We start from the raw sequence: 24,478 nt of genomic DNA, 5'->3' as shown, positions 1-24,478 counted from the left end.
AAAAGTCGTTGATCGGAATGCCGCGCACACCGGGCCAACACCGGTGCGGCGCGGTCGAAGCGGGTGTCAGGCCGCTTGTCGGGCGGCTTGCGAGCCGGGTTCGAGTACGCCCATGACGTCCTCTTCGCGCATGACCAGCAGTTCCTCGCCGTCCACCTTGACGGTCTGGCCCGCGTATTTGCCGAAGAGCACCTGGTCGCCGACTTTCAACTGGAGCGCGCGCAGCGTGCCGTCCTGCAGCAGCCGGCCGTTGCCGACTGCGACGATTTCGCCTTGTTCCGGTTTTTCCGCCGCCGAATCGGGTATCACGATGCCCGAAGCCGTCGTCCGCTGCGTTTCGATTCGCTTGACGATAACCCGGTCGTAGAGGGGACGAATCTGCATTTCCATCTCCTGAGCGATTAAAGGATCACCAATAAGGGAATCCGGCTGCGGGTAGCGGGGCGCGTGGAACGCCGCCATGCAGCCGAGCCAATGTCTGGCGGATTGCGAAATAGAGGCGCCCGTCGCGCGCTTCAAGAGGGGGTGAAAACGGCTGTTTGTAACAAATTGTTTCGTGGCGATGGCAAGAGGTGAGGGACCGTGCCGAGGGCATATGAGGCGCGATCGCGTCGCATGGCGGTGCCCCTGAACGGCGAACGACATCGCCCGCCGACATCGCCGTTCGCCCCCTTGCCCACGTTTCGTCATTTAGCTAATATTCAAAACGTCAAACGAAACCGCATCTCATGGACGACGTCTCCCGCATCAGCGCCCTGGCCAACGAAAGCCGTCTGGCCGTGCTGCGCTGGCTCAAGCAGCCGCGCGAGCATTTCCCGCCGCAGCCGCACGGCGATATCGACGCGCTCGGCGTGTGCTGCACGTACATCACCGAGAAGCTCGGCATCGCGCCGGCCACGACCACGCGCCACATGCGCATCCTCGCGGATGCCGGGCTCGTGCGGGCCACGCGTGTCGGCAAGTTCACGTACTACAAGCGGATCGACGGCGCGCTCCAGCAGCTCGGCCGCGATCTCTCGCAACTCTGACGCACCGCTGATTCCCACCGAGGCAACCGACATGGACGAACTCGCACTGCTGGCCGACGCCGACCGGCGCGCGCACGCGTATCTGGCTGCAACCGCCGACCGGCGCGCGTTTCCCGACGCGGCCGCGCTGGCCGGCCTCGCCGCTTTCGACGAACCGCTGCCCGATACGGGCCGCCCGGCCGACGACGTGCTGCGCCTGCTCGACGAGCGCGGCACGCCCGCGACGGTCGCATCGAACGGCCCGAACTACTTCGGCTTCGTGATCGGCGCGACGCTGCCGGCTGCCGCCGCGGCCGAACGATTGATGCTTGCGTGGGACCAGTGCGCGTCGTCGTATGCGAATTCGCCGGTGGCCGCGACGCTCGAACGGCAGGCCGCGCGCTGGGTCGTCGACGTGCTCGCGTTGCCCGAAGGCAGCGCGGTCGGCTTCGGCACGAGCGCGACGGCCTGCACGCTCGTCGCGCTGGTGGCCGCGCGGCGCGCATTGCTCGCGCGCAAGGGCTGGGACATCGACGAGGACGGCCTGACCGGCGCGCCGGAAGTGAAGGTCGTGATCTCCGCGCTCGCGCACATCACGGTGAAAAAGGCGCTGCGCGTGCTCGGTTTCGGGATGAAGCGCATCGTCGTCGCGCCGGTCGATGCGCACGGCCGCATCGACCCCGCGCAGTTGCCGCCGCTCGACGACATGACGATCCTCTGCGTGCAGGCCGGCGAAGTGAACACCGGCGAATTCGATCCGTTCGCGGCGCTGATTCCGCCCGCGAAGGCGGCCGGCGCCTGGGTACACGTGGACGGCGCGTTCGGCCTGTGGGCGCGCGCGTCGGCGAAGCGCGCGCTGACCGACGGCATCGACGGCGCGGACAGCTGGACGACCGACGGCCACAAGTGGCTCAACACGCCGTACGACGGCGCGATGGTGATCTGCCGCGACCCGGCCGCGCTTGCCACCGCGATGAACAGCGACGCCGTCTACCTGAGCGGCGCGCACGATGCGCAGAAGAACCTGAACCTCGAATTCTCGCGGCGTGCGCGCGGCATCCCCGTCTGGGCCGCGCTGCGTGCGCTCGGCCGCGCCGGCGTGGCCACGATGGTCGAACGGCATTGCGCGCAGGCGGCGCGGGTCGCGGACGGGCTGCGGGCGGCCGGCTACGACGTGTTGAACCGCGTCGTGCTGAACCAGGTGCTCGTGCGCGCCGGCACCGACGCGGAAACCGCGGCGGTCCTCGACGCCGCGCAGGCCTCGGGCGACGTATGGTTCGGCGCGACCGTGTGGCAGGGGCGGCCGGCGTTCCGGATCAGCGTGTCGTCGTGGCGCACGGAAGATGCGCACATCGACCGGCTCGTCGCATTGCTGACGGAGCTGCGCGGCGTGCACGTGCGCTGAGCGTCACGCGTCGGCCGTGGCCGTGATGGTTGCGGATGCAACTTTCAGGCATTCGATGAGGTGTAGCGCGGCCGGTGTCAGCCATGCATGCCGCCGCATCACGATCGCAACCGTCAACGCGGGCATCGGCTCGGCGAGATCCAGCGTGACGATTCCGCGCGACTTGCGTTCGACGTCCGCGAGCGGCCGCGCGAACACGCCGAGCGCATCCGTCTGCGACACGAGCCCGAGCGTCGCGGCAAACGACGGGCAGTGAACCACCCGCTTCGGCACGTCGAGGCCGAACGGCGTGAAGATCGAGCACACCAGATCGTCCCCGCCTTCGCCGTAGCGCGGCACGCACCAGTGCGCATCGACGAGCTCGCGCAGCGAGCGGGCGCGCGCGAGCCGATGCCGGTTTCTCGCGACGACCGCGAACGCGGTCCGGAACAACGGAATGCTCGCGAACGCGTCGGGGTCCGGCATCGCGTTCGACAATTGATGCGTGACGATGAAATCGAGCGAACCGTCGCGCAGCCGCGCGAGATCCGTCGCGGTGAGCGCGTCGTCGACGTTCAGTGTCGCGTCGGGCAGGTCGCGCGTGAATGCGGCGAACGCGCGCGGCAGGATCGTCAACGCGACGGTCGGACTGACCGCGATCGACACCGAGCCGGTCGTGCCTAGCCGCAACTGCTCGATCTCGTCGCGCGTGCGCTGGATCTCCTCGACGATCAGCCGCGCGCGAATCGCGAACGCGCTGCCGTAGTCGGTCAGTTCGATCCCTTTCACGCTGCGCACGACGAGCGGCACGCCCAACTCCTGTTCGAGCTCGCGCACGATGCTGCTGATGGCCGGTTGCGTGACGCCGAGCGCGCGCGCCGCGCCGCGAATGGTGCGATGCTCGGCGACCGCGAGAAACGCATCGAGTTGCTTGAGCTTCATGACCGATCGATCCGGTTGCGGGGAAGGCGCGGGGTGTCGGGTGGAACCCCGAGTGACAAGGAAAAGTTATCGTCCACAACGAAATCTTGGATTTTTCTTATTGGGTCGAGTGTATATGCTCGGGGCTTTTCAGGAGCGGTCGCGATGATTCTCGTTAACCAGCAACGGCTGTGGGATTCGCTGATGGAGATGGCGACGATCGGCGCGACCGCGCACGGCGGGAGCTGCCGGCTCGCGCTGACCGACGACGACGCGCGGGGCCGGCGCCGCTTCATCGCATGGTGCGAGGCAGCCGGCTGCGAGGTCCGCATCGATCCGATCGGCAACGTGTTCGCGCGCCGGCCCGGCACGCAGCCCGACCTGCCGGCCGTGATGTGCGGCAGCCATCTCGACACGCAGCCGCTCGGCGGACGTTTCGACGGTGTCTACGGCGTGCTGGCGGGCCTCGAAGCGATCCGCACGCTGAACGAGCACGGTATCGAAACGCGGCATCCGATCGACGTCGTCGCGTGGACCAACGAAGAGGGTTCGCGCTTCACGCCGGGCATGATGGGCTCGGCCGTTTATGCCGGCTCGCTGGATCTCGACTACGCGCTGGCCCGCCCGTGCATGCAGACGGGCGTGCTGCTGCGCGACGAACTCGAACGCACCGGCTTCGCCGGCCCCGCGCGCGAGCGGCAGATGCCCAACGCGTATTTCGAAGCGCATATCGAACAAGGGCCGGTGCTGGAGCAGGCCGGCTTGCCGATCGGCGTCGTGATGGGCGTGCAGGGCATCTACGAACTCGACGTCACGGTGAGCGGCTTCGAATCGCATGCAGGCACGACGCCGATGAGCGTGCGCCGCGACGCGATGGGCGCGGCGGCCGCGATGATCGCCGCGATCGTCGAGCACGGCCACGCATTCGACGCCGATGCGCGCGTGACGGTCGGCCATGTCGCGTGCCAGCCGAATTCGCCGAGCACGATACCGGGCAAGGTCCGCTTCAGCGTCGACGTGCGTCACCCGTCGCGGCCGGCGTTGCAGCAGCTCGTCGCCGACATCGAAGCGATCTGCTTGCGGCGCACCGCGCTGCGCGGTACGACGGTGGAAGTGCAGACCATCGCCGAATACGAGCCGGTGGTGTTCGATGCGGAATGCGTCGCACGCGTGCGGCGTGCGGCGGCCGCCGCCGGCTATCCGTACCTGGAGATGTGCAGCGGCGCGGGGCACGACGCGGTGAACCTGTCGTACGTCGCGCCGTCCGCGATGGTGTTCGTGCCGTGCAAGGCCGGCCTGAGCCACAACGAAGCGGAAGACGCCGATCCGGTGCACCTCGCGCAAGGGGCGTCCGTGCTGGCGAACCTGCTGGCCGATTGCGCGCGTTAGCCCGCGTTGGCCGGGTCGCAGGGGCGGCCTGACGCGCCTTGCAAGCGTGAAAATGTCGGACAATGACCGCTGCGCGCGCCGCGCCGGCGCCGCATTCAACTGACGCATTCACGCTTGCGAGATTCCCATGTCGACTCCCTTTCCCCGGGAACTGCTGAAGGCCGCCGATATCGAGAAGATGGAACCGACGCGCGCGGTGCATTCGCTGAATCCCAATGCCGTTCGTCTCAAGCGACAACTCAGCGACCTGACCGGCCTGACGCAATTCGGTGTTCACCTGCTCACGCTGATGCCCGGTCACGAATCGGCCGAATATCACCGCCACCTGTACGAAGAGGAGTTCGTCTACGTGCTGGCCGGCACGGGTTTGGTCACGATCGGCGAACGCGCCAGTGAAATCGGGCCGGGCGATTTCATCGGCTTCCCGCGCGGCGGCGAAGCGCATACGGTGCAGAACACCGGCGATGCGCCGCTGGAACTGCTCGTCGGCGGGCAGCGGCTCGAACACGACGTCTGCGAATACCCGCGAATTGGCAAGCGGCTTTATATCGCCGGGGAACTCGAGGATTACGTCGATCTGCCGAAGCAGTCGTCGTGACTGGTCACGTCATCAATACCGGATCCCGTATAAAAATCGAATCAATTGACTTTTGTTTAGATAAACAAAATAAAAATTCGTAAAAACACGGGGTAGAGAAATCACGTTTATTTGGGCACGCTTGTGCGCGTTGTCCGTTCCCGGGCGCCGGCATGTCGACATGCCGGTGCGTCCTTTTCGGGCACCCAGAATGCGGCAATAAATACATGCGTCCGGCAGTTTCGACCGATTGACCGCGTACGCGACAAGTCACGAAAAGATTCCTGATCTAAAGCTCAGTAGTTCGAACCAGCAGCTTGATTCAAGAACGAAACGGAGACAGGCGATGTCGAGGAACTGGGGGTGGCGAGCGGCGCTGCTGGCGCTGTGCGTTGTGCTGGCTTCGTGCGGCGGCGACGGCGATTCGCCGTCGGTCGCGATGTCGAATCTGTCGGCCGCGGCGCATGGGCAACGCAATGAAAACGATGACAGCACCGGCAACGAAGCATCGAAGAAAAACGCCGACATGCGCGTCGTCCAGTACGTCGATCCGCTGATCGGCACCGACTACGCGACCGATCAGCCGGCCGACCCGGTCGGCTCGGGGCTCGGCGGCGGCACGTTCCCGGGGCCGACGGTCCCGTTCGGGATGATGCAGTGGAGCCCGATGACGCCCACCGCGCAATACGACAGCCGCAAGGGCGACGGCTCCGGCTTCTCCGGCGGCTACTGGTACGGCGACACGTCGATCAACGCATTCAGCATCCTGCACCTGAGCGGCACCGGCTGCTGGGCGAATGGCGGCTACCTGAACGTGATGCCGCAGCTCGCACCGGGCGATGCCGGCACGCCGGCCAGCTTCAGCCACGCGGACGAAACCGCGCAGGCCGGCTACTACGGCGTAACGCTCGGCAACGGCATCAAGGCCGAACTGACGACGACGGTGCGCACCGGCTTCGCGCGCTTCACGTATCCGGTACTCGCGCGGGGCCAGCAGGCGACGATCGCGATCGATCCGACCGTGCTGAACAACCGTGCACAGGGCACGACGCGCGACACGATCCGCCAGGTCGGCGACCGCGCGCTGTCGGGCACGATCGCGGGCGGCGGATTCTGCTGGGCCGGGCATGCGGTGCCCGTCTACTACTACGCGGAGTTCAGCCAGCCGTTCGCGGCGAAGCCCGCGTTGTCGAACGACAGCCCCGTGACGTTGACGTTCCATGTCGACCGCAAGCAACCGGACGTGATGATGAAGCTCGGCATTTCGTTCGTCAGCGAAGCGAACGCGAAGGCGAACCTCGACGCGGAAAACCCCGGCAACGCGATGCACGGCCGGGCAGGCTGGAACTTCGACAAGGTGCGCCGCGCGGCGAGTGCCGCCTGGAACGCCCGCCTGAACGCGATCCAGGTCACCGGCGGCAGCGATGCCGACAAGACCAGGTTCTACACCGCGCTGTATCACGCGTCGCTGCATCCGAATGTATTCAACGACGTGAACGGCCAGTATCCGGACTTCCATGCATCGAACGGCGCGCCTGATGCGCCGACACGTCAGGTCGACCGGGGCCGCACGATGTACGCGAACTTCTCCGGCTGGGATATCGACCGCTCGTTCATCCAGTTGCAGGCGCTGCTCGATCCGGTGCGCACCAGCGACATCGTGCAGTCGCTCGTGCTCGACGCGAAGGCCTGCGGCGCCTTCCCGCGCTGGGCATACTTCAATACGGAAACGGCCGTGATGCCGGGCGACGCGGGATCGATCATCGCGGCGAACGCGTATGCATTCGGCGCGACGAATTTCGATACGCAGGCCGCGCTGTCGATCATGAAGCGCAGCACGGCGCCCGGCGCCGCGTGTGCCGGCACACCCGTGATGGGCAGCCGAGCGGACTACGACCGGCTCGGCTACGTGCCCGCGTCGGGCAGCGGCGACAACCAGACCGCGTCGAACACGCTCGAATACGCCGTGCGCGATTTCGCGGTGTCGCGCTTCGCGACGGCACTCGGCGATACGGCGACGGCCGGCACGCTGCTGAAGTCGAGCGGCAACTGGCGGAACCTGTTCGACAGGACGGCGATCCAGCCGAAGACGTCGGCCGGCGCGTGGGTTACCGACGGCTCCGGCTTCATGGAAGGCAACGCCGAGCAATACACGTGGTACGTGCCGCACGATCTCGCGGGCGTGATCGCGCGGGCGGGCGGCGCCGCACCGGTCGTCGAGCGGCTCGACACGTTCTTCACGCACCTGAACGTCGGCACCGTGCAGCCGTATTTCTACGTCGGCAACGAAGTGACGATGGCCGTGCCGTGGGTCTATGCGTGGGCCGGCGCACCGTCGCATACGCAGCGCGTGCTGCACGCGTCGCTCGCGAACGCGTTCGGCACCGGCGCGGCGGGGTTGCCCGGCAACGACGATCTCGGCGCGCTCTCCGGCTGGTACGTGTGGGCCGCGCTCGGTCTCTATCCGGTCGTGCCTGGCGTGAGCGGCGTCGCGCTGTCGAGCCCGCAGTTCGAGAAGATCACGGTGCGCGTCGGGCAGCAGGACGGCAGCTACCGTCTGCTGCGCATCGCCGCGCCGGGGGCGGGCTCCAGCGACGGCGCGTCGTTCTACGTGAAGTCGCTGAAGCTGAACGGCGCACCTTACCCGACCGCATGGCTGCCGTTCGAACATATCGCGCAGGGCGGGACGCTGTCGTATTCGATGACGGCCGACGCGAACGCCGCGACGTGGGGCACCGATGCGTCCGCGATGCCGTCGTTCCCGCAGGCGGCCGGCGCGCAGTAAGGCTGGACGATCAACGAGCGGTCCTTGCCAACGGGATCGACGCAAAGAGAGAGGGAGGGACGAACGGATGAAGCTACGTCATGTGGTGGGTATCGGGTGCCTTGCCGTGTTGTCGGGGTGCGGGGGCGACCAGGGTTCGACGGATGCGAGCGTGTTGGCGCAGATGTCGAACCCGCAGGGCAACCAGAACGATCGAACCGACCAAGGCGATCAAAACGACCAGGGCGAGAACGGCGGCGCGGGCAAGCGGTCGGTGCTGCGCAGCGTCGATCCGATGATCGGCACCGCGAATCTCGACATCAACGCGGACTGGGCGAGCGGCGTGCGCGGCCACGGCCACGTGTATCCGGGCGCGACCGTGCCGTTCGGGATGGTGCAGCTCGGGCCGGACACGACGGGCGGCGCGCATACGCTGCCGTGGAACTGGGATCGCACGTCGGGCTACCAGTACGACGATCCGTTCGTCACCGGCTTCACGCACACGCACCTGTCGGGCACGGGCATCGGCTCGGGCGGCGAAGTGCGGTTCCTGCCGACGCTCGCGCCGGTCGACAAGGCAACCCTGGCGAAGGTCGCGGCCGATGCGTCGATCACCTACAACGCATCGTTCAGCCACGACGACGAAACCGCGAGCCCCGGCTACTACCGCGTGAAGATGGCGCCGGTCGGCAGCGGTAACACGCCGTGGAACGTGCAGGGCGCGACGATCCTCGCGGAGATGACGGCGACCGCGCATGCGGGTGTGCATCGCTATACGTATTTCCCGGGCGCGGCGACGCAGAAGCGCAGCATGATCGTGAGCATCGACAACCCGATCGGCGGGTCGACCGCGAGCGGCAGGATCCAGATCGTCGACGCGCGGACGATCGCCGGCTGGCAGTTCACGAACAACTGGGCCAACCACAAGCCGACGTATTTCGTCGCGCGCTTCTCGAGGCCGTTCGATACGAAGAACGTCGCGTTCAGCACGGACGGCTTCAAGGCCTACCTGACGTTCGCCGACGGCAGCGACGGCGGCGCGGTCACGGTGAAGGTCGGCATCTCGCCGTCGAGCGTCGCGGATGCGCAGGCCAACCTCGCGGCGGAAGTCGGCGCGCAGTCGTTCGACCAGGTGCGCGGTGCGGCCGAGCGCGCGTGGCACGCCGCGCTCGACCGCATCCGGATCAAGGGCGGCACGGCCGACCAGCGGACGATGTTCTACACGTCGCTGTACCGCACGATGCTCGCACCGACGGTCTACAACAACGCGGACGGCAGCTACGTCGGCATGGATTCGGCCAACGACGGCACGACGTCGCCGCCGACCACGAGCAAGCATGCGAACCCGGGCTTCGACTATTCGTCGACGTTCTCGCTGTGGGATACCTTCCGCGCCGAATCGCCGTTGATGACGCTCGTGCAGCCCGAGCGCGTCGACGGCTGGGTGAAGTCGCTGCTCACGCAGTTCCTGCAGAACGGCAAGGGCGAGCTGCCGGTGTGGCCGCTGGCGCAAACGGAAACCTTCACGATGGCCGGCCACCCGTCGATTCCGATGATCGCGGATGCGTACCTGAAGCACCTGACGAGCGCGGGCATCGACGACATCTGGACCGCGCTGACGACCACGCAGGGCGCGAGCGCGCACGGCTTCGATCAGTATCGTCAAAGCGGCTATGTGTTCGCGGGCGACAACGCGTCGGTGTCGACGACGCAGGACTATGCGTTCGACGACTGGGCGACGGCCGCGGTCGGCAAGGCGGCCGGCAAGCGTGCGGCCGACTACCGGCCGTACCTGCAACGCAGCCGGAACTACCGGAACGTGTTCAACGCGGTGCCGAACAACGGCTGGACGTTCTCGCAGCCGAAGGATGCGCAAGGCAACTGGGTCGCCGGCTTCGATCCGACCGCCGCCGAGAAGACGGACTTCTCCGAATCGAATGCGTGGGTCGATACATGGAACATCTTCCACGACTTCCCCGGCCTCGTCGCGCTGCTCGGCGGCAAGCGCCAGTTCATCGCGCAGCTCGACCGCACGTTCGATCCGGCCAACCCGCTGACCTTCCAGTACAACCAGGGCTTTCCGGACCTGACCGGCCGCAGCGGCCAGTTCTTCGCGGGCAACGAACCGGCGAACCACCTGCCGTACCTGTACGCCGTCGCGGGCATGCCGTCGAAGACCCAGGACCGCGTGCGCACGGTGATGGACGACATGTACTCGCTGACGCTGACGGCCGGCGATCGCGCGTTGCTGAGCGGCGACAGCCTGAAGGCCGCGCTGAGCGATCCGCGGCGCGTGCGCGATGCGGCGATTCCCGGCAACGACGATTGCGGCCAGTTGTCCGCGTGGTACGTGCTGTCCGCGCTCGGCATCTATTCGCTGAATCCGGTCGGCGGCGTGTTCTACTTTGGCACGCCGCTGTTCGAGGAAGCGACGATCGATATCCCGGTCGCGTCGGCAAGCGCGGCGGGCGGGGCGTTGAGGTTCGGTGCGACGCGGCGCTTCAAGGTGACCGCGCATACGGCGAGCGGCGGCGCGCCGTCGTCGGTGAATCGCTACGTGCAGTCGGTCAGCCTGAACGGCACGCCGCTGCACCGGCCGTACATCACCTATGACGAGATGAAGGCCGGCGGCACGCTCGACTTCGTGATGGGCTCGACGCCGAACGATACGTGGGTCGGCCAGTGGAACGGCCAGGACCCGAACAGCGCGCTCGCGCCGTCGCTGGTGGCGGCCGGCCATACGACCGGCGTGCAGTAGCCGCGCGCGGCGGCGCCATGGGGCGCTGCCGGTCGTGCCGCCCGCTCGCCGGCTGGCGCGGCCGGCACGCGCGTGGGGGCGGATCGATTGCGCTTCGATTCTATGCCCCGTCGCGCTTATGATGCGGGAACGCCACTGACAGGGTTCCCCGCCATGGATGCGCCGCTTCCGCCGATGTCTGCCCCGATTGCCGAGACGGCCCCCGAAACCGAAACCGCCGCCGAGCCGCGCGCGTCGCGCCTGCACCGGCCGGTCGCGCTCGTCACCGGCTCGACGTCGGGGATCGGCGCGGCCGTCGCGCGCCGCCTGGCGGCGGACGGCTACGCGGTGATCCTGCATTCGCGCAGTTCGGCCGACACCGGGCGTGCGATGGCGCGCGAACTCGGCGGGGCCTACGTGCAGGCCGATCTCGCGGACGATACCGAGCGCGTGCGATTGATCCGCGACGCGCTGGCCGTGCACGGCCGGCTCGACGTGCTCGTCAACAACGCGGGCGTCAGCCGCGTGATTCCGCATGACGACCTCGCGGCGGCCACGCCTGACGTGTGGCGCGAGATGCATGAGATCAACGTGATCGCGCCGTTCCGGCTCGTCGCCGAAGCGGAGGCCGCGCTGCGCGAAGCGGCGTCGCACGGGCGAGCCGGGTGCGTCGTGAACGTCAGCTCGCATGCGGGCGTGCGGCCGAAGGGCGCGTCGATTCCGTATGCGGCCGCGAAGGCCGCGCTCAATCACACCACACGGCTGCTCGCGCGGACGCTCGCGCCGGCGATCCGCGTCAATGCGGTCGCGCCGGGGCTCGTCGATACGCCGCTGACCGCCGACTGGACGGAAGCGCAGCAGCTGTGGCGCGAGCGCGCGCCGATGCGCCGCGCGGCGGCGCCGGACGACATCGCGCAGACGGTCGCGATGCTCGTCGCGTCCGATTACGTGACGGGCGAGATCGTGATGCTCGACGGCGGGTTGAACCTGACGTGACGCGGTGACGCGGCGATGCGCGCGTGTCGCGCGTGTCGCGCGCGACCGCCGGGGCCTTCGGGAGGCGCGGACGATCAGCCGAGGCTGGACCGCAGTCGCGCGAGCGCCTGATCGTGCGTGCGCTCGAACTTCAGCGGCGTGACGGCGACATACCCTTCGCCGAGCGCGACGGTTTCCGAATCTGCGTCGTCGTCGCGCGGCGCGCGCGCGAGCTTCAGCCAGTGATAGTCGATCTCGCGCGGATCGCGCCCCGACACGATCTCGACACCCTGCAGCGTGCCGGCGCCCTGGTTCGTCACCTTCAGGCCGCGCACGTCGTCGGCCGGCCGCGCCGGGAAATTCACGTTGAGGCACGCATCGCTGTCCCAGCCGGCGGCGACGAGCCGGCGAATGACGTCCGGCGCGTGCGTGAGCGCCGTGTTCCATGGCACCGCGTTGCGATCGACGAAGGCCTGGCTCAGCGCGATGGCCGGCACGCCGACGAGCATGCTCGTCATCGCCGCGCCGACCGTGCCGGAAAACACCGTTTCGGTGCCGAGGTTCGCGCCGCGATTCACGCCGGACAGCACGACGTCGGGCCGCGCATCCTTCATCAGGTGGCTGACCGCGATCGCGACGCAGTCGCCGGGCGTGCCGCGCACCGCGAAGCGGCGCTCGCCCTTGCGATGCACGCGCAGCGGTTCGTGCAGGCTCAGCGAATGCGACGTGCCGCTCTGGTCTTCCGCCGGCGCGACGATCCACACTTCGCGTGCCAGTTGCGTGGCGACCTGTTCGAGTACTGCCAGGCCGGGGGCGTCGAATCCGTCGTCGTTGGTGAGCAGGACACGGTCGAACAGCGGGCGGGCTTCTTGCATCGGGACGATCCTCGCGGAGATGGGCAATGACAGGGGCGTACGGCGCCGCGCCAGCGTGGCGCAAGCCACAAGGCTAGCACTCCGGCGTGAGGAGCGTCGTGTCACGCGCTCGCCGCACGCCGGCGCGGACGTGAAAACGGGCGCATCGCGCGCCCGTTCGTCGTTGGAGGGGGGGCCGGCGCGGCGGCCCGGCACCGTTCAGCCGAGCAGGTGCCGCAGCAGGCCGGCCGACACGACGCCGACGATCACGGTCGGCAGGATCGACAGGCGCGTCGCCGCGGCGAGCGTGATCGCGAGCGCGAGCAGGTCGGCGGGGCGCGTCGACACGAAGGCCGGCGCGATCACCGAGATCAGCACGCAGCCGGGCACGTTCTCCATCACCGACGCCATCCGCGGGCTCAGCGTGCGGTTGCGCAGCAGCACGTAGCCGAGGATGCGCGACAGATAGGTCGTCGACGCCATCAGCACGATCGTCGCGACGGTACTGAAATCCGGCAGCTCAGGCATCGCGCGGCTCCCACAGCAGCGCGGCGATCAGCCCCGCGCATGCCCCTGCCGCGACGTACCAGGCGCCGGGCACGGCGAGGTGCGTGGCCGCCGCGACGACGAGGCTCACGAACCACGGCCGGCTCGCACGCATCCCTTTCCACATGCCGCGCAGCAGCACCAGAAACACGGCGGTGAACGCCATGTCGAAGCCGTACTGCTCGACGTTGCCGATCGTCGGGCCGACGGCCGCGCCGAGCGTCGTCATCGAGATCCACGTCAGGTAGAGCCCCATGCAGATGCCCGCGTAATAGGGCACGCTGATGTGCGTGGCCGAGCGCGCCCTCGCGTCGGCGAGCGACATCGCCCAGCTCTCGTCGCACATGAAGAACAGCGCGACGAACGCACGGCGGCGCGGCAGGCGCCGGATGTACGGCGCGAAGGCGGCGCCCATCAGGATGTGGCGCGAATTCACGAGGAACGACATCGCGACGATCAGCGCGATGTGCGGCGGCGACGTCCACAGATGGATCGCCGCGAATTCGGAGCCGCCGCCGAAATTGAGGCCCGTCATCATCGGCACCTCGAACAGGCTCAGCCCTTTCTGCGCGGCCTGCGCGCCCAGCACGAGCGCGAACGGCACGAAACCCAGCATGACGGGCAGCGCCGCGCGCAATCCGCGGCCCATCTCGGCGACATAGGCGGGCTTGTCGCGAAGCCCGGACGACGTTGAAACGCTACTGCTCATGACTCCTCCTTCGGGGGGGAGGGATTGTCTGCTTTTTTGACTCGAATCGGGTTGCGTTGTGGCCAGATTTTCCTCAGAATTTGGCATTGAACGCGCGATGCGAGAATTTTTTGGAATCGGATGCCAAATGAAACTTGACGCTATCGATCGCCGCATCCTGAGCGCGCTGCAGCGCGACGGCCGCATGCAGAACGTGGAGCTCGCGCACGAGGTCGGGCTGTCGCCGTCGCCGTGCCTGCGGCGCGTGCGGCTTCTCGAGGAAGCCGGTGTGATCGAGAAATACGTGGCCGTGCTGAATCCCGCGAAGGTCGGCAAGGGGCTGACGATCTTCACGCGGGTGTGGCTGAAGGGGCAGGACGCGGAATCGGTGAACCGTTTCTCGGAGGCCGTCCAGCAGATGCCGGAAGTCGTCGAATGCCACCTGATGGCCGGCGATTGCGATTTCCTGCTGCGCGTCGTCGCGGCCGACATCGACGACTACCGGCGCTTCCAGATGGAAACCCTCACGCGCATTCCCGGCGTGCTCAGCGTGAAGACCGACATTCCGATGCAGAAGATCAAGCTCACGTCGGCGCTGCCGACGTAGCGCGACGCGGGCGCACGGTGCCCGTCGACGAATGGTCATTGCGCGGTGACAATCGCCGGATAAACTGGCGACGCAGGCCGCATCGCCCGTCTCGCCGGCGCGGTGATGCGACGTTCGATGTGCAAGCAACTAACGGTCAATGTCGACGCGATCGGGCACGCGGCGCTGCGCGCCGGACATGCGTTGCCGTGAATGCGTTTCTTCTTGTCGGGCCATTCATGCAGCCAATCAACAATCCGTGGAATTCGCTGGAAATCGTCAAGCTCGTGCTCGGCGTGCTGACGCCGTTGTCGGTCGCGTGTCTCGGCTGGCTCGTCGCGCGCCGGCTGAAGCGGCTCGAACTCGTGCAGTGGACCAACCAGCGGCTGATCGAGAAGCGGCTCGCGCTGTACGACGCCGTTGCGCCTCAGCTCAACATGCTGCTGTGCTTCTACACGTGGATCGGCTACTGGAAGGACATCTCGCCGGACGACGTGATCCGTGCGAAGCGCGAGCTCGACCGCACGTTCCACATCTACCGCTACCTGTTCGACGACGACGTGTACGACGCCTATCACACGTACATCCACGCGCTGTTCGACGTGCATACGGGCCCGGGCCGCGACGCGCGGATCCGCTCGCTGATCCAGGCGCCCGACGGCGATCGCAGCGTGCACGGTTCGTACGAGTGGAAGCCCGCGTGGTCCGACCGTTTCGCGACGGCGAATGTCGTGCCGAGGGACGACGTGCTGCGCCACTACACGCAGTTGATGGAGCGGCTGCGCGTGGCGCTGGGCGCGACGCGCTGAAGGCCGCGGCGCCCGCGCGCCGCTTCACGCCGGTATCGGAATCCGCCACCGGGCGGCGCGAATATCCGCCCTCGCACAGGAAGCGGATGCGAAGCCCGGCCGCTGCTGACATGCTCGCGCCATCACCACTCGCGCGAGGTCCGTATGGTCGTCGACACCGGCCGCCAGCCGCTCATGATCCGCTCGCCCGGCGCGGGCCGGCGGCGTCTCTTCTTCGTCGGTTCTCCCGAAACGCGTGATGTGTCGTTGCCGGTCGAACCGGAGATCGGCGACATCGTGTTCATTCGTGTGACCGTGCGGCCGTTCCTCGAGGTAGCGAGCGCCACGCGCTCATGGACGAATCATGTCGGCATCGTGGTCGGCGCGCGCGGCGGTGAAACGCTGATCGCGGAGAGCACGTTCCCGCTGTCGCGCGTCACGACGATGTCGCGGTTTCTCGCGCGTTCCGATCGCGGCGCATGCGTGATCGCGCGGCTCAAGCAGCCGCTCGACGCCGCGCAGCGACGCCGGCTCGTCGACGCGGCGATGCGCCGGATCGGCGTGGTCTACGACACGGGTTTCAATCTCGCGTCGCGCCGGCAGTTCTGCTCGCGGTTCGTGCGCGAAGTCGTGCGCGATGCGACGCGGATCGTGCTCGGCGACGTCGAGACCTTCGACATGCTGCTGCGCCGGAATCCCGATCATCCGCTCGGCTTCTGGAAAATCTGGTATTTCGGGCGAATCCCGTGGCGCCGCCGCACGGTGACGCCGGCGAGCTTGCTCGAGAGCGGCGCGTTGCGGGTGGTGGCGGATACGCGCGGGTGCGGGGCCGATTGACGGGCAAGTGCGATACGGAATCGGCGGCGCGTCCGCTGACGCGATGCAGGGCTTGAAGGAGGGCAGGAGAAATCGATCGTGTCGCGGGCGCGTGACTCAGGCAAACGAGATGACGAGCTGCTTGCCGCAAGCCGCCGCATACTTGCGCAGCGTATCGATGGACGGGGAGTGCCGGCCCGTCGCGAGCGCTCGTTCGAGCCGGGCAATGGCGGGCGCTTTCGTGCCCATCCGTTCCGCCACGTCGGCTTGCGACAAGCCGGCCGCTCGCCGAGCCGCCAGCATCGCGTCGAGCAGCGCGAATTCTTCGCGATTCAGCCGTTCGTATTCGGCGCGCACCTTGGGAGCGGCCAACGCACGCTCGCGCAGTTCCTTATACGTTGCCATCTCGAACCTCCTTCAATCGACGACGGGCGGTTTCCAGTTCCTTCCGCGGCGTTTTGGGCGTCTTCTTCACGAAAGAGGGGAGCATGACGATACGCCGGCCGACAATCGCGCGGTAAAACACCCGGGCGATACCTTCCGCGCGCTTCAATCGCATTTCGTACAGCCCGTTTCCCATCGGTCGGGTGTGGGGCTCGCCCAGATTCGGGCCGTACTGCGCCATGCGGTCGGCGAGTGCAAGGAACCGGGCAAGCAAGGTCGCGGGCAACGACGCTACCCCAACCTCGACACGCTCATTGAAAAAGCGAATCTCACAAGCATGATTCAACACGGTAACAAATATGTTATGTATTCGCGAGAACAGTGACCGACCGCGGATGCGGGTACAGGCGGTTGGTCAGCGGTGAGGGAACGTTCGAGACCTTGTTGCTGCGGTCGGAGATAGCGGAGACGGCGTTCGGACCCGACGGCTGTCAGGAAATTCGGGTCCGGCAAGTAGCGCGATCCGGTGTCAGGGTGGGGCAGGCACCACGGCCGGATGACGGAGTTAGTTTCGCCCTGCCACCGCAAGCCGTGCCGCCAGCCCGACGAACACCGACCCAAGCAGATACTGAGGCAGCTTCGACGGCCGGCGGCGCGCGCCGATCCGCCGGCTCAGCCGGCTCGCGGAGAGAATGACCGCGCCGTTCACGACGAGCCCGATCAGGTTCAATACCGTCGCGAGCACGAGAATCTGCGCGGCGATCGAACCGTGCTCGGGGCGCACGAACTGCGGAAACAGCGCGAGCACGAACAACGCCATCTTCGGATTCAGCAGGTTCGTCGTCAGGCCCTGACGGAAGATCGTCGCGGTCGAGTGGCGGCGTGGCGACGCGACGGGCGACAGCGCGGTCGCATCCGAACGGAAGGTCTTCCACGCGAGATACAGCAGATACGCGGCGCCTGCGAAGCGCACGGCGTCATACGCGAGCGGCACCGCGACAAAGAGCTGCGACAAGCCCAGCGCGGCCGCGAGCGCGTGGCAGTAGGTGCCGGCCTGAATGCCCGCGAGCGTCGCGAAGCCTGCACGCCGGCCCTGGCTCACGCTGCGGGACGCGATCAGCAGCATGTCGGGGCCGGGCGTGGCCGTCAGCGCGAGACATGCGCCGGAGAACAGCGCGAGCGTGGAGAAGTCGATCATGGCAGTCCCTTTTGTCGGTGCGGCGTAAAAGGGAGGTCAGTTTAGGAGGGCACGTGAGCGCGGTCAATCGAGCGAACGGACGATGGCCGGACGGTGTGGATCGCATGACACAGGCATCATGCTCGCGCGATCAGCGCGCCCCCTGCTTGCGACACGCGACCTGGTAGTCGATCACGGTATTCGCCGAAGGCTTGTCCGGCTCGCCGCCGACCGTCGTCACGCCGAGCACGCCGGCCGCATTCCGGTAGCGCAGCGCGCAATACCCCATCCCGGTGCCCGAACACGCTTCGGCTTCGATGATGCCGTGCTTCGCGAGCGTTGCCGCGCCATCCGTGGCTTCCGGCTTCTCGCGCGGGGGCAGCGGTTGCCAGCCATGCGCGATCAGGATCCTGCGTGCCGCGTCGAGCGGCTTGCCGTACACGTTCGGCACGACCGCGCGGCCGCCGCAGTGCGTGCTTTCGGCGGCGACGCCGGTCAAGCGCAGGCCGCCGTTCTCTTCATGCAGCTCGCCGACGGGCGGTGCCGGGCCGTCGCCGCCCCAGATCAGCAGCGCGCCGTTTTCCAGCCGATCGACCGAGCCGAGCTGCCAGCCGGCCTTGCGCGCGGTATAGCCGAGCGCGACGAGCGTCGTGCCGTCGAATACGCCGATGTTGCCGTTGCGCGCGAAGCAGATCGCGCTCGTGCCGGCGCCGAAGCCGCTCGAGAACGTGACGACCGTGTAGCGCCCGAGCGGCGCCTCGGACGTCACGATCCAGTCGCGCTTCGCGACTTCGCGGCCGGCCGCGGTGGTCGCCTTCGCGCGATATCGCGTGCAAAACGGATCGAGCGAACCGTTCTCGGGTGAATGCGGCAGCACGCCGAGCGGCACGAGCGATGCGCCGGCAATATCGGACGCCGTCCGCGGCGGGGCGGCCGATGCCGTGCCGCCGAGCGCGGCCCAGGCAACAGTGGCGATCGTGGTTGCCGTCGCGAAACGGCGGCCCGAGGCCAGCGCACCGAAGCGCGACACGCGAGCGGTTTCCGGAGAAGCGGATACGGATGCGACGATTGCGGTGTTCCGCACGCGTGCCGCCAACGACTCAGTCCTTCGCGACGACGTCGATGCGCAGCGCTTCGCCGCCGTCGACGATCGCCAGCAGACGATCGACGTTCGGGTGCGCGCCCGGGCGGTTGCGTGCGTCGGCCGTATGTTCGGCGAACACGGCGAGGCCATGCTCGGCCGCTTTCGCGTCGAGCGTGCCGAATGCCTGCTGCAGATAGTGGTACACCGCGAGCGAGCCCTGCTTGCCCGGCTGGTTCTCGATGGTCGCGACCACGTCGCCGTTCGCGCCGGCGAGATCGATGCGCGCGATACCGTCGATGGCCGGCAGTTGCGCGAGGTTGTCCTTGAATACAGGGGTCGGTTGAATCACTGAAAACGCTCCGTCGGTTTGATCGTGGAAAGGTGGCGGCCCGTATGTTATCTGATTCGCCGGGATGCATTCTTCGACGCAACCGGGCGATTCGCACGGAGTCGGATCATCCGGTCGTAGACGCGCACGGCGGCCGATTGCGGGCACGCGCGAATGCTCCGCGAGACGCAGTCGGCCGGTTTGCGATGCCTGCTTCTCGTGCCGCCGCCACTTCAGCGTGACGGTCGCGATCGCAATCTCAAGACATGCCCGTCGTCAATTGTTGCCATCAAGACAACATGGTGAACGCGTGGGCGACGCTACCGACGTTGGGAATCGAAATCTACAATTTGCGTCAACGCCGGTTGTACAACGCTTGTTTCATGTTTCAACCCGGCGTATCTGCCGCAAGGAAGCCGGCAACCCGCGCGCTTCGTTCGGCTGGATCGTTTGCCTGCCGCGGAAACGCCCTCCTTTTCAACGGAGCACACCATGACATTCAATTTCCTTTCGCGATCGACCCTCTGCTCCGCGATGCTCTTGTCGATCGTGCCGACAATCGCCGTCGCGGGAACGTTCTCCGTCAAAGTCGATGACCTGAACCACGGCCGGTTCGGGAACGAACAGGTCTACGGCGGATTTGGCTGCCATGGCGAAAACGTCTCGCCGCGCATTTCGTGGTCCTATCTTCCTCGCGGAACGAAGAGCATCGTCGTGACCATTCACGACCCCGATGCCCCGACGGGCGGGCTCGGCTGGACGCATTGGGGCGTCGTCAATATTCCGGCGTCGGAAGCGTCGATCGAAAAGGGCGCGTCCGGCAATCCGAAGCGGATGCCTGCAGGCGCCATCGAAACGCTGACCGATTTCGGGACGGCGAACTACGGCGGGCCTTGCCCGCCTCAGGGAGAGTCGCACCGATACGTCGTCACGGCGTCGGCGCTCTCGGTTCCAGGTATCGACGTGAACGCCACGTCGAGCCCGGCTCTCGTTGCATACCAGATGCACGGAAAAGTGATTGCACGGGCTCGCTACGTTGCGATGTATCACCGAGCGGCGGAGTGAGCGTCGTGGCGGGAGGTCATCGCAGCGCATCCCGCCGTCGGCATTCCGGTTCATGCCGTTGACGAAGCGCCCTTCGCTGCTGACGAGAAACAGTGCGGCGCGAGCCAGTGACCTGCGGCCGAATGTCATGACCGGTCAGGCGGGGAGTCGCGCGTCGATCGGATGCGCTTGGGTTTCCTTGTGACTAGCCCGGACCATCGCTGGCGGCAGCGAGAAGCGGCACGACCAGATCGCTGATCGGCGTCGGAATGCCGTGCGTTCGTCCGTATCGCTGCACGACGCCGTTCCGGCAGTCCCATTCGAGCGGATGGTTGCCCTGCCGGTCGGCCAGGATGGACGTACCCAAGTCCGGCGGATAGCCATGCAGTCCATCGACGATTTCCTGCGGCACTTCATCACCCAGCTTCGCACCTTCGGCCCGCGCGACCTCGAGACATTCCCGCAGGTAGGCGAGCGACAGTGCGGTGATGTCGCCGCGCGCGTACATGCCGGCGCGGCGACCGGTCAGCACCATCAGTCCCGCTACTGCGTTCTGCAAAAGCTTGCGCCACGCGAGCGAGATGAAATCCTCCGCGACCTCCGGCGAGCAGCACGTGCCGTGCAACGCGGCGACCACCACGTTGCTCGCCGGCGTATCGGGCAGCGTGAGCCGAGGCTTGCCCCGCAGCAACACCGATGCGCCCGATTCGCGCTGCGCCGGAAACCAGACGACCGACGGCACGACCGTGGCGCCGGCCGCGTACGGCGCGAACGCGGCTTTTTGCTCGACGCCGTTTTGCAGCACGCAGACGACGGTATTCGCATCGCATAGCGCGGAGACCCAGGGTGCCGCGCTCGCTATCTGCGTCGACTTCACCGCAACGAACACGAGATCGAACCGCTCCTTGACCGCGTGCGGATCGGTCAGGACGGGCCCGGGCACGACGATCTCGCCGCCGTCGAAGCGCAGCTTCAGCTGCGCGTGGGCCGAGCGGCCGCAGATCACCGGTGTGCGGCCGGCTTCGTGAAGGGCCGCGGCGACGGTCGTTCCGATTGCGCCCGGACCGACGAGTGCGACGGTCGGGGAGTCAGCGTTCGTCATGGTGTTCATCCTGTTCAGTCATCCGCCAGATGCGGGCGCAGTGCGAGGGCGAGCGGAAAGATCGCGAGGGCGGTCAACGCGGTCGCATACGTGGCGCCATGCACACCGATCCTGTCGCCCAGGAAACCGTAGAGAACGGGCGAGATCGCGCCCGATGCGATCGTCCCCGTGTAGAAAATCGCGAATGCGCGCTCGGTACGCTCGGGTGCGGACATCTCCGGAACGGTTCCGTACAGCACCGACGAAGTGCCGTTGAGCATCATACCCAGAATCGGCAGCAGCACCATGGTAAGTGCCAACGGGAGATACATCACCGCGACGATGCACGCGGCCGTACCGCCCTCCGTGAGCAGCACCGTCCTGACCATGCCCAGGCGCGCGCCCAGCCAGCCGCACATGAATTTGCCGGCCGCACCGCCTATGAAAACGAGTGCAAGCGCCGTTCCCAGCAGTTGCGGCGAGACACCCTTTGCCTTGAGCAGGAAAGGCAGAAAGGTAAGCAGTCCCATGCGTACCGCCGTATCGAGCACGCCGATGGAAAACAGCGTGGTGAATCCGCTTCCGCCGGTGCCGCTGCGTTGAGCGGACGCCTGCCCTTTGGCCGCCGTCTTGCCGGCGCCACGCGGCACGGCGGGAAACCAGAGCGCGATGACGGCGGCCACGACGCAGCCCAATCCGGCGACGATCCATAGCGCGTGACGCCACGGCATCAGGGTCACGAGCAGCGAAATGGCGGCCGGCAGTGCGGATTTCCCCAGATCGCCGGCGAAGTTGTAGATGCTGAGCGGGCCTCTCGCGTCGCGTCCATAGAGGCGGGACACGGCGCCCGATGCGATCGGATGCTGCGTGCTGGATCCGCCGCCCGAAATCGCCAGCGCCACGCCCAGACCGAGCAGGCCGCCCGACAGGCCCGCGAGCGCATAGCCGAGCGCGGCGAGCAGCGTGCCGAATGCGAGGGTCGTGCGGCTGCCCAGGTGTTGCGCGAGGCGCCCCGCCGACAACTGCAGCGTCGCCATCGTGCCGGCATAGACGCCGCGCAGGATCGCCAGGGCCGCAAAGTCGAGCCCGAATTCCGACTGCCACACGGGCAGCAACGCGTAGATCATGTCCGTATAGCCATCGTGCATGGCGTGCGCAAGGCACGACAGCCACAGCACACGCCGTCGGGGTGACGCGGTCTCCCGCATCATGGGCGGGGAAAAATCCGGCAGGCGCATCGTCGTTCGCTCCGTGCGAGCGGTTGGTGGAAGCCGTTCGTGGCTTCGCTTTCGCGCTCGAAGTGTCAATTTTATGGTTGAGGTAGCGGCCATTTCAATTGAACTAAAATTGCGTCAACAGAGAGAAAAAGTCACGTCATGAACGACAACCAGGACACGGCGAAGCACCGGGGCGAGTTGCCCCCGCTCAATGCGCTGCGCGCGTTCGACGCGGTCGCGCGGCACGGCAGCTTCGCGGGGGCGGCGCTGGAGCTGCATGTCACCCACTGGGCCGTAGGCAAGCAGATCAGGCTGCTGGAGGACTGGTTCGGCCTGCCGTTGTTCGACCGTCGTCCGCGCGGTGTCGTGCTGACCGACGAAGGAGCCGCGCTGCTGAATGACGTCAGCCACGTGTTCGAGCGCCTCGGTACCGCGGTGGGGCGGCTGCGCCACGACACGTTCAAGCACCGGATATCGGGCGTCGTGCGGGTGAATGTGCCGATGAGCTTTGCGCTGTGCTGGCTGCTGCCGCGGCTCGCCGATTTCCATTCGCGGTACCCCGACATCGACGTCAGGGTATCGACGACATCGCGCAAGTTGCGCTATGTCGCCGACGCTTTCGATATCGGGGTCCGTTCCGGTCCCGAGCAGGGCGCGGGCGTCGTATCGCGTCCGCTGATGCCCGACCTGCGCGTGCCGGCCTGCAATCCCGCGTTGCTGCGCCGGCATCCGATACAAAGCGTGGCCGACCTGCGCCATCACACCCTGCTGCATTCGGCCACGACGCGCTCCGCCTGGTCGCACTGGTTGCAGGAGGCGGGTGCTTCCGATCTGCGCGCCGCGCGTCATGTCGAATTCGATCATGTGAATCTTCAGCTCGGCGCGGCCGTCGAGGGGCTCGGCGTGGCCCTGGCGTCGTTGCCGCTGATCGGGCGCGACCTCGCCGAGGGGCGCCTCGTGTGTCCGATCGCGTCGCCCGTATGGCGTGCTGACGACTACATGCTGGTGACGAGCGCCGATCGTGCCGACGATGCCGCGGTGTCCGCGTTCGAGCGATGGATGGAAGGCGTGGCGAGCCGAGAGGCGGGATAGGCTCGCGGTGTCGGTCCGCGCGATCGGCACGGCGATGCACAGGGCCGGCGGTGCGGGGGCGGCGCAGCCGAGTCGATACCGCCGGTGGAGGCACGACGAAGCGCCGGCTTCGCTGCCATTGCGCCGGGCGTTTCGTTACCGTCCGGCGCCGGTCAAGATGCCCGCTTCACGCGAACGCTCGATGTCGGGGCTGCGATACGCGCGCTCCGGAATCTCCGCGAGCCGCGACGCATGCACCTGCCGCGGCGCCAGCCCGTAGAACTTCTGGAAGCTCATGATCAGCGGCGACCACTTGTCCGGATCGATGCGGTCCGCATGGCCGTCCATCAGCAGGTCGGGATGCGCGTGCACGCGCTGGATGCGCAACTCGAACACGCGGATATGGCCGCGCAGGTCCGGCGCCTCGTCGCCGATCCCGTGCGCGGCCGCGACGACCGCTTCCATGTGCACCGGGCATTCGAGCGCGCGCGGCGGCGCGACGGTTTGCGACGCGGCTGCGGTGAGCCCGGCCGTGCCGAACTTGTCGGGTTCGAATACGTAGCCTTTCGCGCGCTTGCCGTCGGGCACCGGATACGTGCCCGTCGTGCGCGCGATCCGGTCGACCGCGTCCGCCTGCGCCGACGACGGCAGGTTCAGCACGCATTCGCCGGTGCGCAACAGGTTGCGGGTGGTCTGCGAGCTGGCGGCGATGCCGATCACGCCGCGCCAGCCGAGCCAGAACGCGGACGAGATCGGCGCGAGATTGGGCGTGCCGTTTTCGTTCAGCGTGCTGACCAGCACGACGGGCGTGCCGAAATAGAGGATGTTCGGTTCGGTGACGCAGTGCGGCGCATTCATGGCGGGTGCCCTCGGTGACGGATCAGTCCGCATGCTGATCCGGTTGCGGCGGCGCGGCGCTCCGAATCTTGTCGTGTCATTCCCGAAGGACGCGGGCGCCGCGACCGGCCGGCATCGCGCGCGCTTTTCCGCTAGAGTAGGAAATCGTCGGCCGCGACCGCCGCACCACGCTCGCGGGCGCGGCCCCGTTCCGCCAACGCAC

The 24,478-nt window shown here is 67.3% G+C and carries 25 protein-coding genes; 12 read left to right on the top strand and 13 right to left on the bottom strand.

Annotated elements, in window-relative coordinates:
• Positions 1 to 66 precede the first annotated feature (66 nt).
• Entirely contained in the window at positions 67 to 384 is a 318-nt protein-coding gene (locus tag AC0KUR_RS04715) for a co-chaperone GroES (protein ID WP_034188621.1), read from the bottom strand.
• 344 nt (positions 385 to 728) lie between these two features.
• Here AC0KUR_RS04715 and AC0KUR_RS04710 point away from each other — a divergent pair, with 344 nt between their 5' ends.
• Positions 729 to 1,028: an ArsR/SmtB family transcription factor gene (locus tag AC0KUR_RS04710; protein WP_473375447.1), complete on the top strand. Its 300-nt coding sequence runs from the start codon at positions 729 to 731 to the stop codon at positions 1,026 to 1,028.
• 31 nt (positions 1,029 to 1,059) lie between these two features.
• Positions 1,060 to 2,412: a pyridoxal phosphate-dependent decarboxylase family protein gene (locus AC0KUR_RS04705; RefSeq protein WP_473375446.1), complete on the top strand. Its 1,353-nt coding sequence runs from the start codon at positions 1,060 to 1,062 to the stop codon at positions 2,410 to 2,412.
• A 3-nt stretch (positions 2,413 to 2,415) separates the two neighbouring features.
• Here the strand turns inward: AC0KUR_RS04705 and AC0KUR_RS04700 are convergent, their stop codons facing one another.
• Entirely contained in the window at positions 2,416 to 3,333 is a 918-nt protein-coding gene (locus AC0KUR_RS04700) for a LysR family transcriptional regulator (RefSeq protein ID WP_473375445.1), read from the bottom strand.
• A gap of 144 nt (positions 3,334 to 3,477) precedes the next feature.
• On the opposite strand from AC0KUR_RS04700, the gene AC0KUR_RS04695 reads away from it, so the two are divergent.
• The 5 genes from AC0KUR_RS04695 to AC0KUR_RS04675 all read left to right on the top strand — a co-directional run bounded on the left by AC0KUR_RS04695 (position 3,478) and on the right by AC0KUR_RS04675 (position 11,775).
• The gene (locus tag AC0KUR_RS04695) at positions 3,478 to 4,701 is read left to right on the top strand and encodes a Zn-dependent hydrolase (protein WP_124608175.1); all 1,224 of its coding nucleotides are present in this window, start codon (positions 3,478 to 3,480) and stop codon (positions 4,699 to 4,701) included.
• Positions 4,702 to 4,828: 127 nt separating this feature from the next.
• Positions 4,829 to 5,299 carry a cupin domain-containing protein gene (locus tag AC0KUR_RS04690; RefSeq protein ID WP_473375444.1) on the top strand — a complete coding sequence of 157 codons (471 nt, stop codon included), beginning with the start codon at positions 4,829 to 4,831 and terminating at the stop codon, positions 5,297 to 5,299.
• Between the two features lie 325 nt (positions 5,300 to 5,624).
• Complete coding sequence (locus AC0KUR_RS04685; RefSeq protein WP_473375443.1) at positions 5,625 to 8,063, top strand: GH92 family glycosyl hydrolase; 2,439 nt, start codon at positions 5,625 to 5,627, stop codon at positions 8,061 to 8,063.
• 67 nt (positions 8,064 to 8,130) lie between these two features.
• A complete protein-coding gene (locus AC0KUR_RS04680) occupies positions 8,131 to 10,800 on the top strand; it encodes a GH92 family glycosyl hydrolase (RefSeq protein WP_473375442.1) in 2,670 nt (889 codons plus the stop codon).
• Between the two features lie 153 nt (positions 10,801 to 10,953).
• Complete coding sequence (locus tag AC0KUR_RS04675) at positions 10,954 to 11,775, top strand: SDR family NAD(P)-dependent oxidoreductase (protein ID WP_473375441.1); 822 nt, start codon at positions 10,954 to 10,956, stop codon at positions 11,773 to 11,775.
• Between the two features lie 74 nt (positions 11,776 to 11,849).
• Here the strand turns inward: AC0KUR_RS04675 and surE are convergent, their stop codons facing one another.
• The 3 genes from surE to AC0KUR_RS04660 form a co-directional block, all read right to left on the bottom strand.
• The gene (gene surE, locus AC0KUR_RS04670; protein WP_049032964.1) at positions 11,850 to 12,629 is read right to left on the bottom strand and encodes a 5'/3'-nucleotidase SurE; all 780 of its coding nucleotides are present in this window, start codon (positions 12,627 to 12,629) and stop codon (positions 11,850 to 11,852) included.
• A 198-nt stretch (positions 12,630 to 12,827) separates the two neighbouring features.
• Positions 12,828 to 13,136, bottom strand: coding sequence for an AzlD family protein (locus tag AC0KUR_RS04665; protein ID WP_080287849.1), 309 nt, complete (start codon positions 13,134 to 13,136; stop codon positions 12,828 to 12,830).
• Complete coding sequence (locus AC0KUR_RS04660) at positions 13,129 to 13,863, bottom strand: AzlC family ABC transporter permease (RefSeq protein ID WP_049032963.1); 735 nt, start codon at positions 13,861 to 13,863, stop codon at positions 13,129 to 13,131. Before AC0KUR_RS04660 ends, AC0KUR_RS04665 begins: the two co-directional genes overlap by 8 nt.
• A gap of 127 nt (positions 13,864 to 13,990) precedes the next feature.
• On the opposite strand from AC0KUR_RS04660, the gene AC0KUR_RS04655 reads away from it, so the two are divergent.
• The 3 genes from AC0KUR_RS04655 to AC0KUR_RS04645 all read left to right on the top strand — a co-directional run bounded on the left by AC0KUR_RS04655 (position 13,991) and on the right by AC0KUR_RS04645 (position 16,053).
• The gene (locus tag AC0KUR_RS04655) at positions 13,991 to 14,449 is read left to right on the top strand and encodes an Lrp/AsnC family transcriptional regulator (protein ID WP_034188562.1); all 459 of its coding nucleotides are present in this window, start codon (positions 13,991 to 13,993) and stop codon (positions 14,447 to 14,449) included.
• A gap of 218 nt (positions 14,450 to 14,667) precedes the next feature.
• The gene (locus AC0KUR_RS04650) at positions 14,668 to 15,237 is read left to right on the top strand and encodes a hypothetical protein (protein WP_034188561.1); all 570 of its coding nucleotides are present in this window, start codon (positions 14,668 to 14,670) and stop codon (positions 15,235 to 15,237) included.
• Between the two features lie 144 nt (positions 15,238 to 15,381).
• On the top strand, positions 15,382 to 16,053 hold the full coding sequence (locus AC0KUR_RS04645) for a YebB family permuted papain-like enzyme (protein WP_049032962.1): 672 nt from the start codon (positions 15,382 to 15,384) through the stop codon (positions 16,051 to 16,053).
• A 96-nt stretch (positions 16,054 to 16,149) separates the two neighbouring features.
• Here the strand turns inward: AC0KUR_RS04645 and AC0KUR_RS04640 are convergent, their stop codons facing one another.
• From AC0KUR_RS04640 to AC0KUR_RS04620, 5 genes are all read right to left on the bottom strand, one after another.
• Complete coding sequence (locus AC0KUR_RS04640) at positions 16,150 to 16,437, bottom strand: helix-turn-helix domain-containing protein (RefSeq protein WP_226252036.1); 288 nt, start codon at positions 16,435 to 16,437, stop codon at positions 16,150 to 16,152.
• Positions 16,424 to 16,765, bottom strand: coding sequence for a type II toxin-antitoxin system RelE/ParE family toxin (locus AC0KUR_RS04635; RefSeq protein WP_473375440.1), 342 nt, complete (start codon positions 16,763 to 16,765; stop codon positions 16,424 to 16,426). The genes AC0KUR_RS04640 and AC0KUR_RS04635 overlap by 14 nt, the downstream gene beginning before the upstream one ends.
• Positions 16,766 to 16,981: 216 nt before the next feature.
• A complete protein-coding gene (locus AC0KUR_RS04630; protein WP_034188558.1) occupies positions 16,982 to 17,614 on the bottom strand; it encodes a LysE family translocator in 633 nt (210 codons plus the stop codon).
• Between the two features lie 130 nt (positions 17,615 to 17,744).
• On the bottom strand, positions 17,745 to 18,605 hold the full coding sequence (locus AC0KUR_RS04625) for a hypothetical protein (RefSeq protein ID WP_264166220.1): 861 nt from the start codon (positions 18,603 to 18,605) through the stop codon (positions 17,745 to 17,747).
• Between the two features lie 88 nt (positions 18,606 to 18,693).
• Positions 18,694 to 19,026, bottom strand: a complete 333-nt coding sequence (locus tag AC0KUR_RS04620; RefSeq protein ID WP_034188557.1) for a DUF2322 family protein — start codon at positions 19,024 to 19,026, stop codon at positions 18,694 to 18,696.
• Between the two features lie 471 nt (positions 19,027 to 19,497).
• On the opposite strand from AC0KUR_RS04620, the gene AC0KUR_RS04615 reads away from it, so the two are divergent.
• Complete coding sequence (locus AC0KUR_RS04615) at positions 19,498 to 20,070, top strand: YbhB/YbcL family Raf kinase inhibitor-like protein (protein ID WP_473375439.1); 573 nt, start codon at positions 19,498 to 19,500, stop codon at positions 20,068 to 20,070.
• A 184-nt stretch (positions 20,071 to 20,254) separates the two neighbouring features.
• Here AC0KUR_RS04615 and AC0KUR_RS04610 read toward each other — a convergent pair whose 3' ends face one another.
• Positions 20,255 to 21,151: an oxidoreductase gene (locus AC0KUR_RS04610; RefSeq protein ID WP_473375438.1), complete on the bottom strand. Its 897-nt coding sequence runs from the start codon at positions 21,149 to 21,151 to the stop codon at positions 20,255 to 20,257.
• A 14-nt stretch (positions 21,152 to 21,165) separates the two neighbouring features.
• On the bottom strand, positions 21,166 to 22,368 hold the full coding sequence (locus tag AC0KUR_RS04605) for an MFS transporter (protein WP_124670175.1): 1,203 nt from the start codon (positions 22,366 to 22,368) through the stop codon (positions 21,166 to 21,168).
• Between the two features lie 138 nt (positions 22,369 to 22,506).
• Here AC0KUR_RS04605 and gcvA point away from each other — a divergent pair, with 138 nt between their 5' ends.
• A complete protein-coding gene (gcvA, locus tag AC0KUR_RS04600; protein WP_034188554.1) occupies positions 22,507 to 23,439 on the top strand; it encodes a transcriptional regulator GcvA in 933 nt (310 codons plus the stop codon).
• Positions 23,440 to 23,574: 135 nt separating this feature from the next.
• On the opposite strand, the gene AC0KUR_RS04595 is transcribed toward gcvA, so the two are convergent.
• Positions 23,575 to 24,276, bottom strand: coding sequence for a flavin reductase family protein (locus AC0KUR_RS04595; protein ID WP_034188553.1), 702 nt, complete (start codon positions 24,274 to 24,276; stop codon positions 23,575 to 23,577).
• Positions 24,277 to 24,478: the final 202 nt, after the last annotated feature.

This window comes from Burkholderia sp. YHN3-13 (assembly GCF_055810675.1).
This window is presented reverse-complemented; position numbering and strand designations above follow the sequence as displayed.

Bases quoted from the DNA above. Each gene is read 5' to 3' on its own strand.
- AC0KUR_RS04715 (WP_034188621.1), bottom strand. From the start codon at position 384: ATGCAGATTCGTCCCCTCTACGACCGGGTTATCGTCAAGCGAATCGAA.
- AC0KUR_RS04710 (WP_473375447.1), top strand. From the start codon at position 729: ATGGACGACGTCTCCCGCATCAGCGCCCTGGCCAACGAAAGCCGTCTG.
- AC0KUR_RS04705 (WP_473375446.1), top strand. From the start codon at position 1,060: ATGGACGAACTCGCACTGCTGGCCGACGCCGACCGGCGCGCGCACGCG.
- AC0KUR_RS04700 (WP_473375445.1), bottom strand. From the start codon at position 3,333: ATGAAGCTCAAGCAACTCGATGCGTTTCTCGCGGTCGCCGAGCATCGC.
- AC0KUR_RS04695 (WP_124608175.1), top strand. From the start codon at position 3,478: ATGATTCTCGTTAACCAGCAACGGCTGTGGGATTCGCTGATGGAGATG.
- AC0KUR_RS04690 (WP_473375444.1), top strand. From the start codon at position 4,829: ATGTCGACTCCCTTTCCCCGGGAACTGCTGAAGGCCGCCGATATCGAG.
- AC0KUR_RS04685 (WP_473375443.1), top strand. From the start codon at position 5,625: ATGTCGAGGAACTGGGGGTGGCGAGCGGCGCTGCTGGCGCTGTGCGTT.
- AC0KUR_RS04680 (WP_473375442.1), top strand. From the start codon at position 8,131: ATGAAGCTACGTCATGTGGTGGGTATCGGGTGCCTTGCCGTGTTGTCG.
- AC0KUR_RS04675 (WP_473375441.1), top strand. From the start codon at position 10,954: ATGGATGCGCCGCTTCCGCCGATGTCTGCCCCGATTGCCGAGACGGCC.
- surE (WP_049032964.1), bottom strand. From the start codon at position 12,629: ATGCAAGAAGCCCGCCCGCTGTTCGACCGTGTCCTGCTCACCAACGAC.
- AC0KUR_RS04665 (WP_080287849.1), bottom strand. From the start codon at position 13,136: ATGCCTGAGCTGCCGGATTTCAGTACCGTCGCGACGATCGTGCTGATG.
- AC0KUR_RS04660 (WP_049032963.1), bottom strand. From the start codon at position 13,863: ATGAGCAGTAGCGTTTCAACGTCGTCCGGGCTTCGCGACAAGCCCGCC.
- AC0KUR_RS04655 (WP_034188562.1), top strand. From the start codon at position 13,991: ATGAAACTTGACGCTATCGATCGCCGCATCCTGAGCGCGCTGCAGCGC.
- AC0KUR_RS04650 (WP_034188561.1), top strand. From the start codon at position 14,668: ATGCAGCCAATCAACAATCCGTGGAATTCGCTGGAAATCGTCAAGCTC.
- AC0KUR_RS04645 (WP_049032962.1), top strand. From the start codon at position 15,382: ATGGTCGTCGACACCGGCCGCCAGCCGCTCATGATCCGCTCGCCCGGC.
- AC0KUR_RS04640 (WP_226252036.1), bottom strand. From the start codon at position 16,437: ATGGCAACGTATAAGGAACTGCGCGAGCGTGCGTTGGCCGCTCCCAAG.
- AC0KUR_RS04630 (WP_034188558.1), bottom strand. From the start codon at position 17,614: ATGATCGACTTCTCCACGCTCGCGCTGTTCTCCGGCGCATGTCTCGCG.
- AC0KUR_RS04615 (WP_473375439.1), top strand. From the start codon at position 19,498: ATGACATTCAATTTCCTTTCGCGATCGACCCTCTGCTCCGCGATGCTC.
- AC0KUR_RS04610 (WP_473375438.1), bottom strand. From the start codon at position 21,151: ATGACGAACGCTGACTCCCCGACCGTCGCACTCGTCGGTCCGGGCGCA.
- AC0KUR_RS04605 (WP_124670175.1), bottom strand. From the start codon at position 22,368: ATGCGCCTGCCGGATTTTTCCCCGCCCATGATGCGGGAGACCGCGTCA.
- gcvA (WP_034188554.1), top strand. From the start codon at position 22,507: ATGAACGACAACCAGGACACGGCGAAGCACCGGGGCGAGTTGCCCCCG.
- AC0KUR_RS04595 (WP_034188553.1), bottom strand. From the start codon at position 24,276: ATGAATGCGCCGCACTGCGTCACCGAACCGAACATCCTCTATTTCGGC.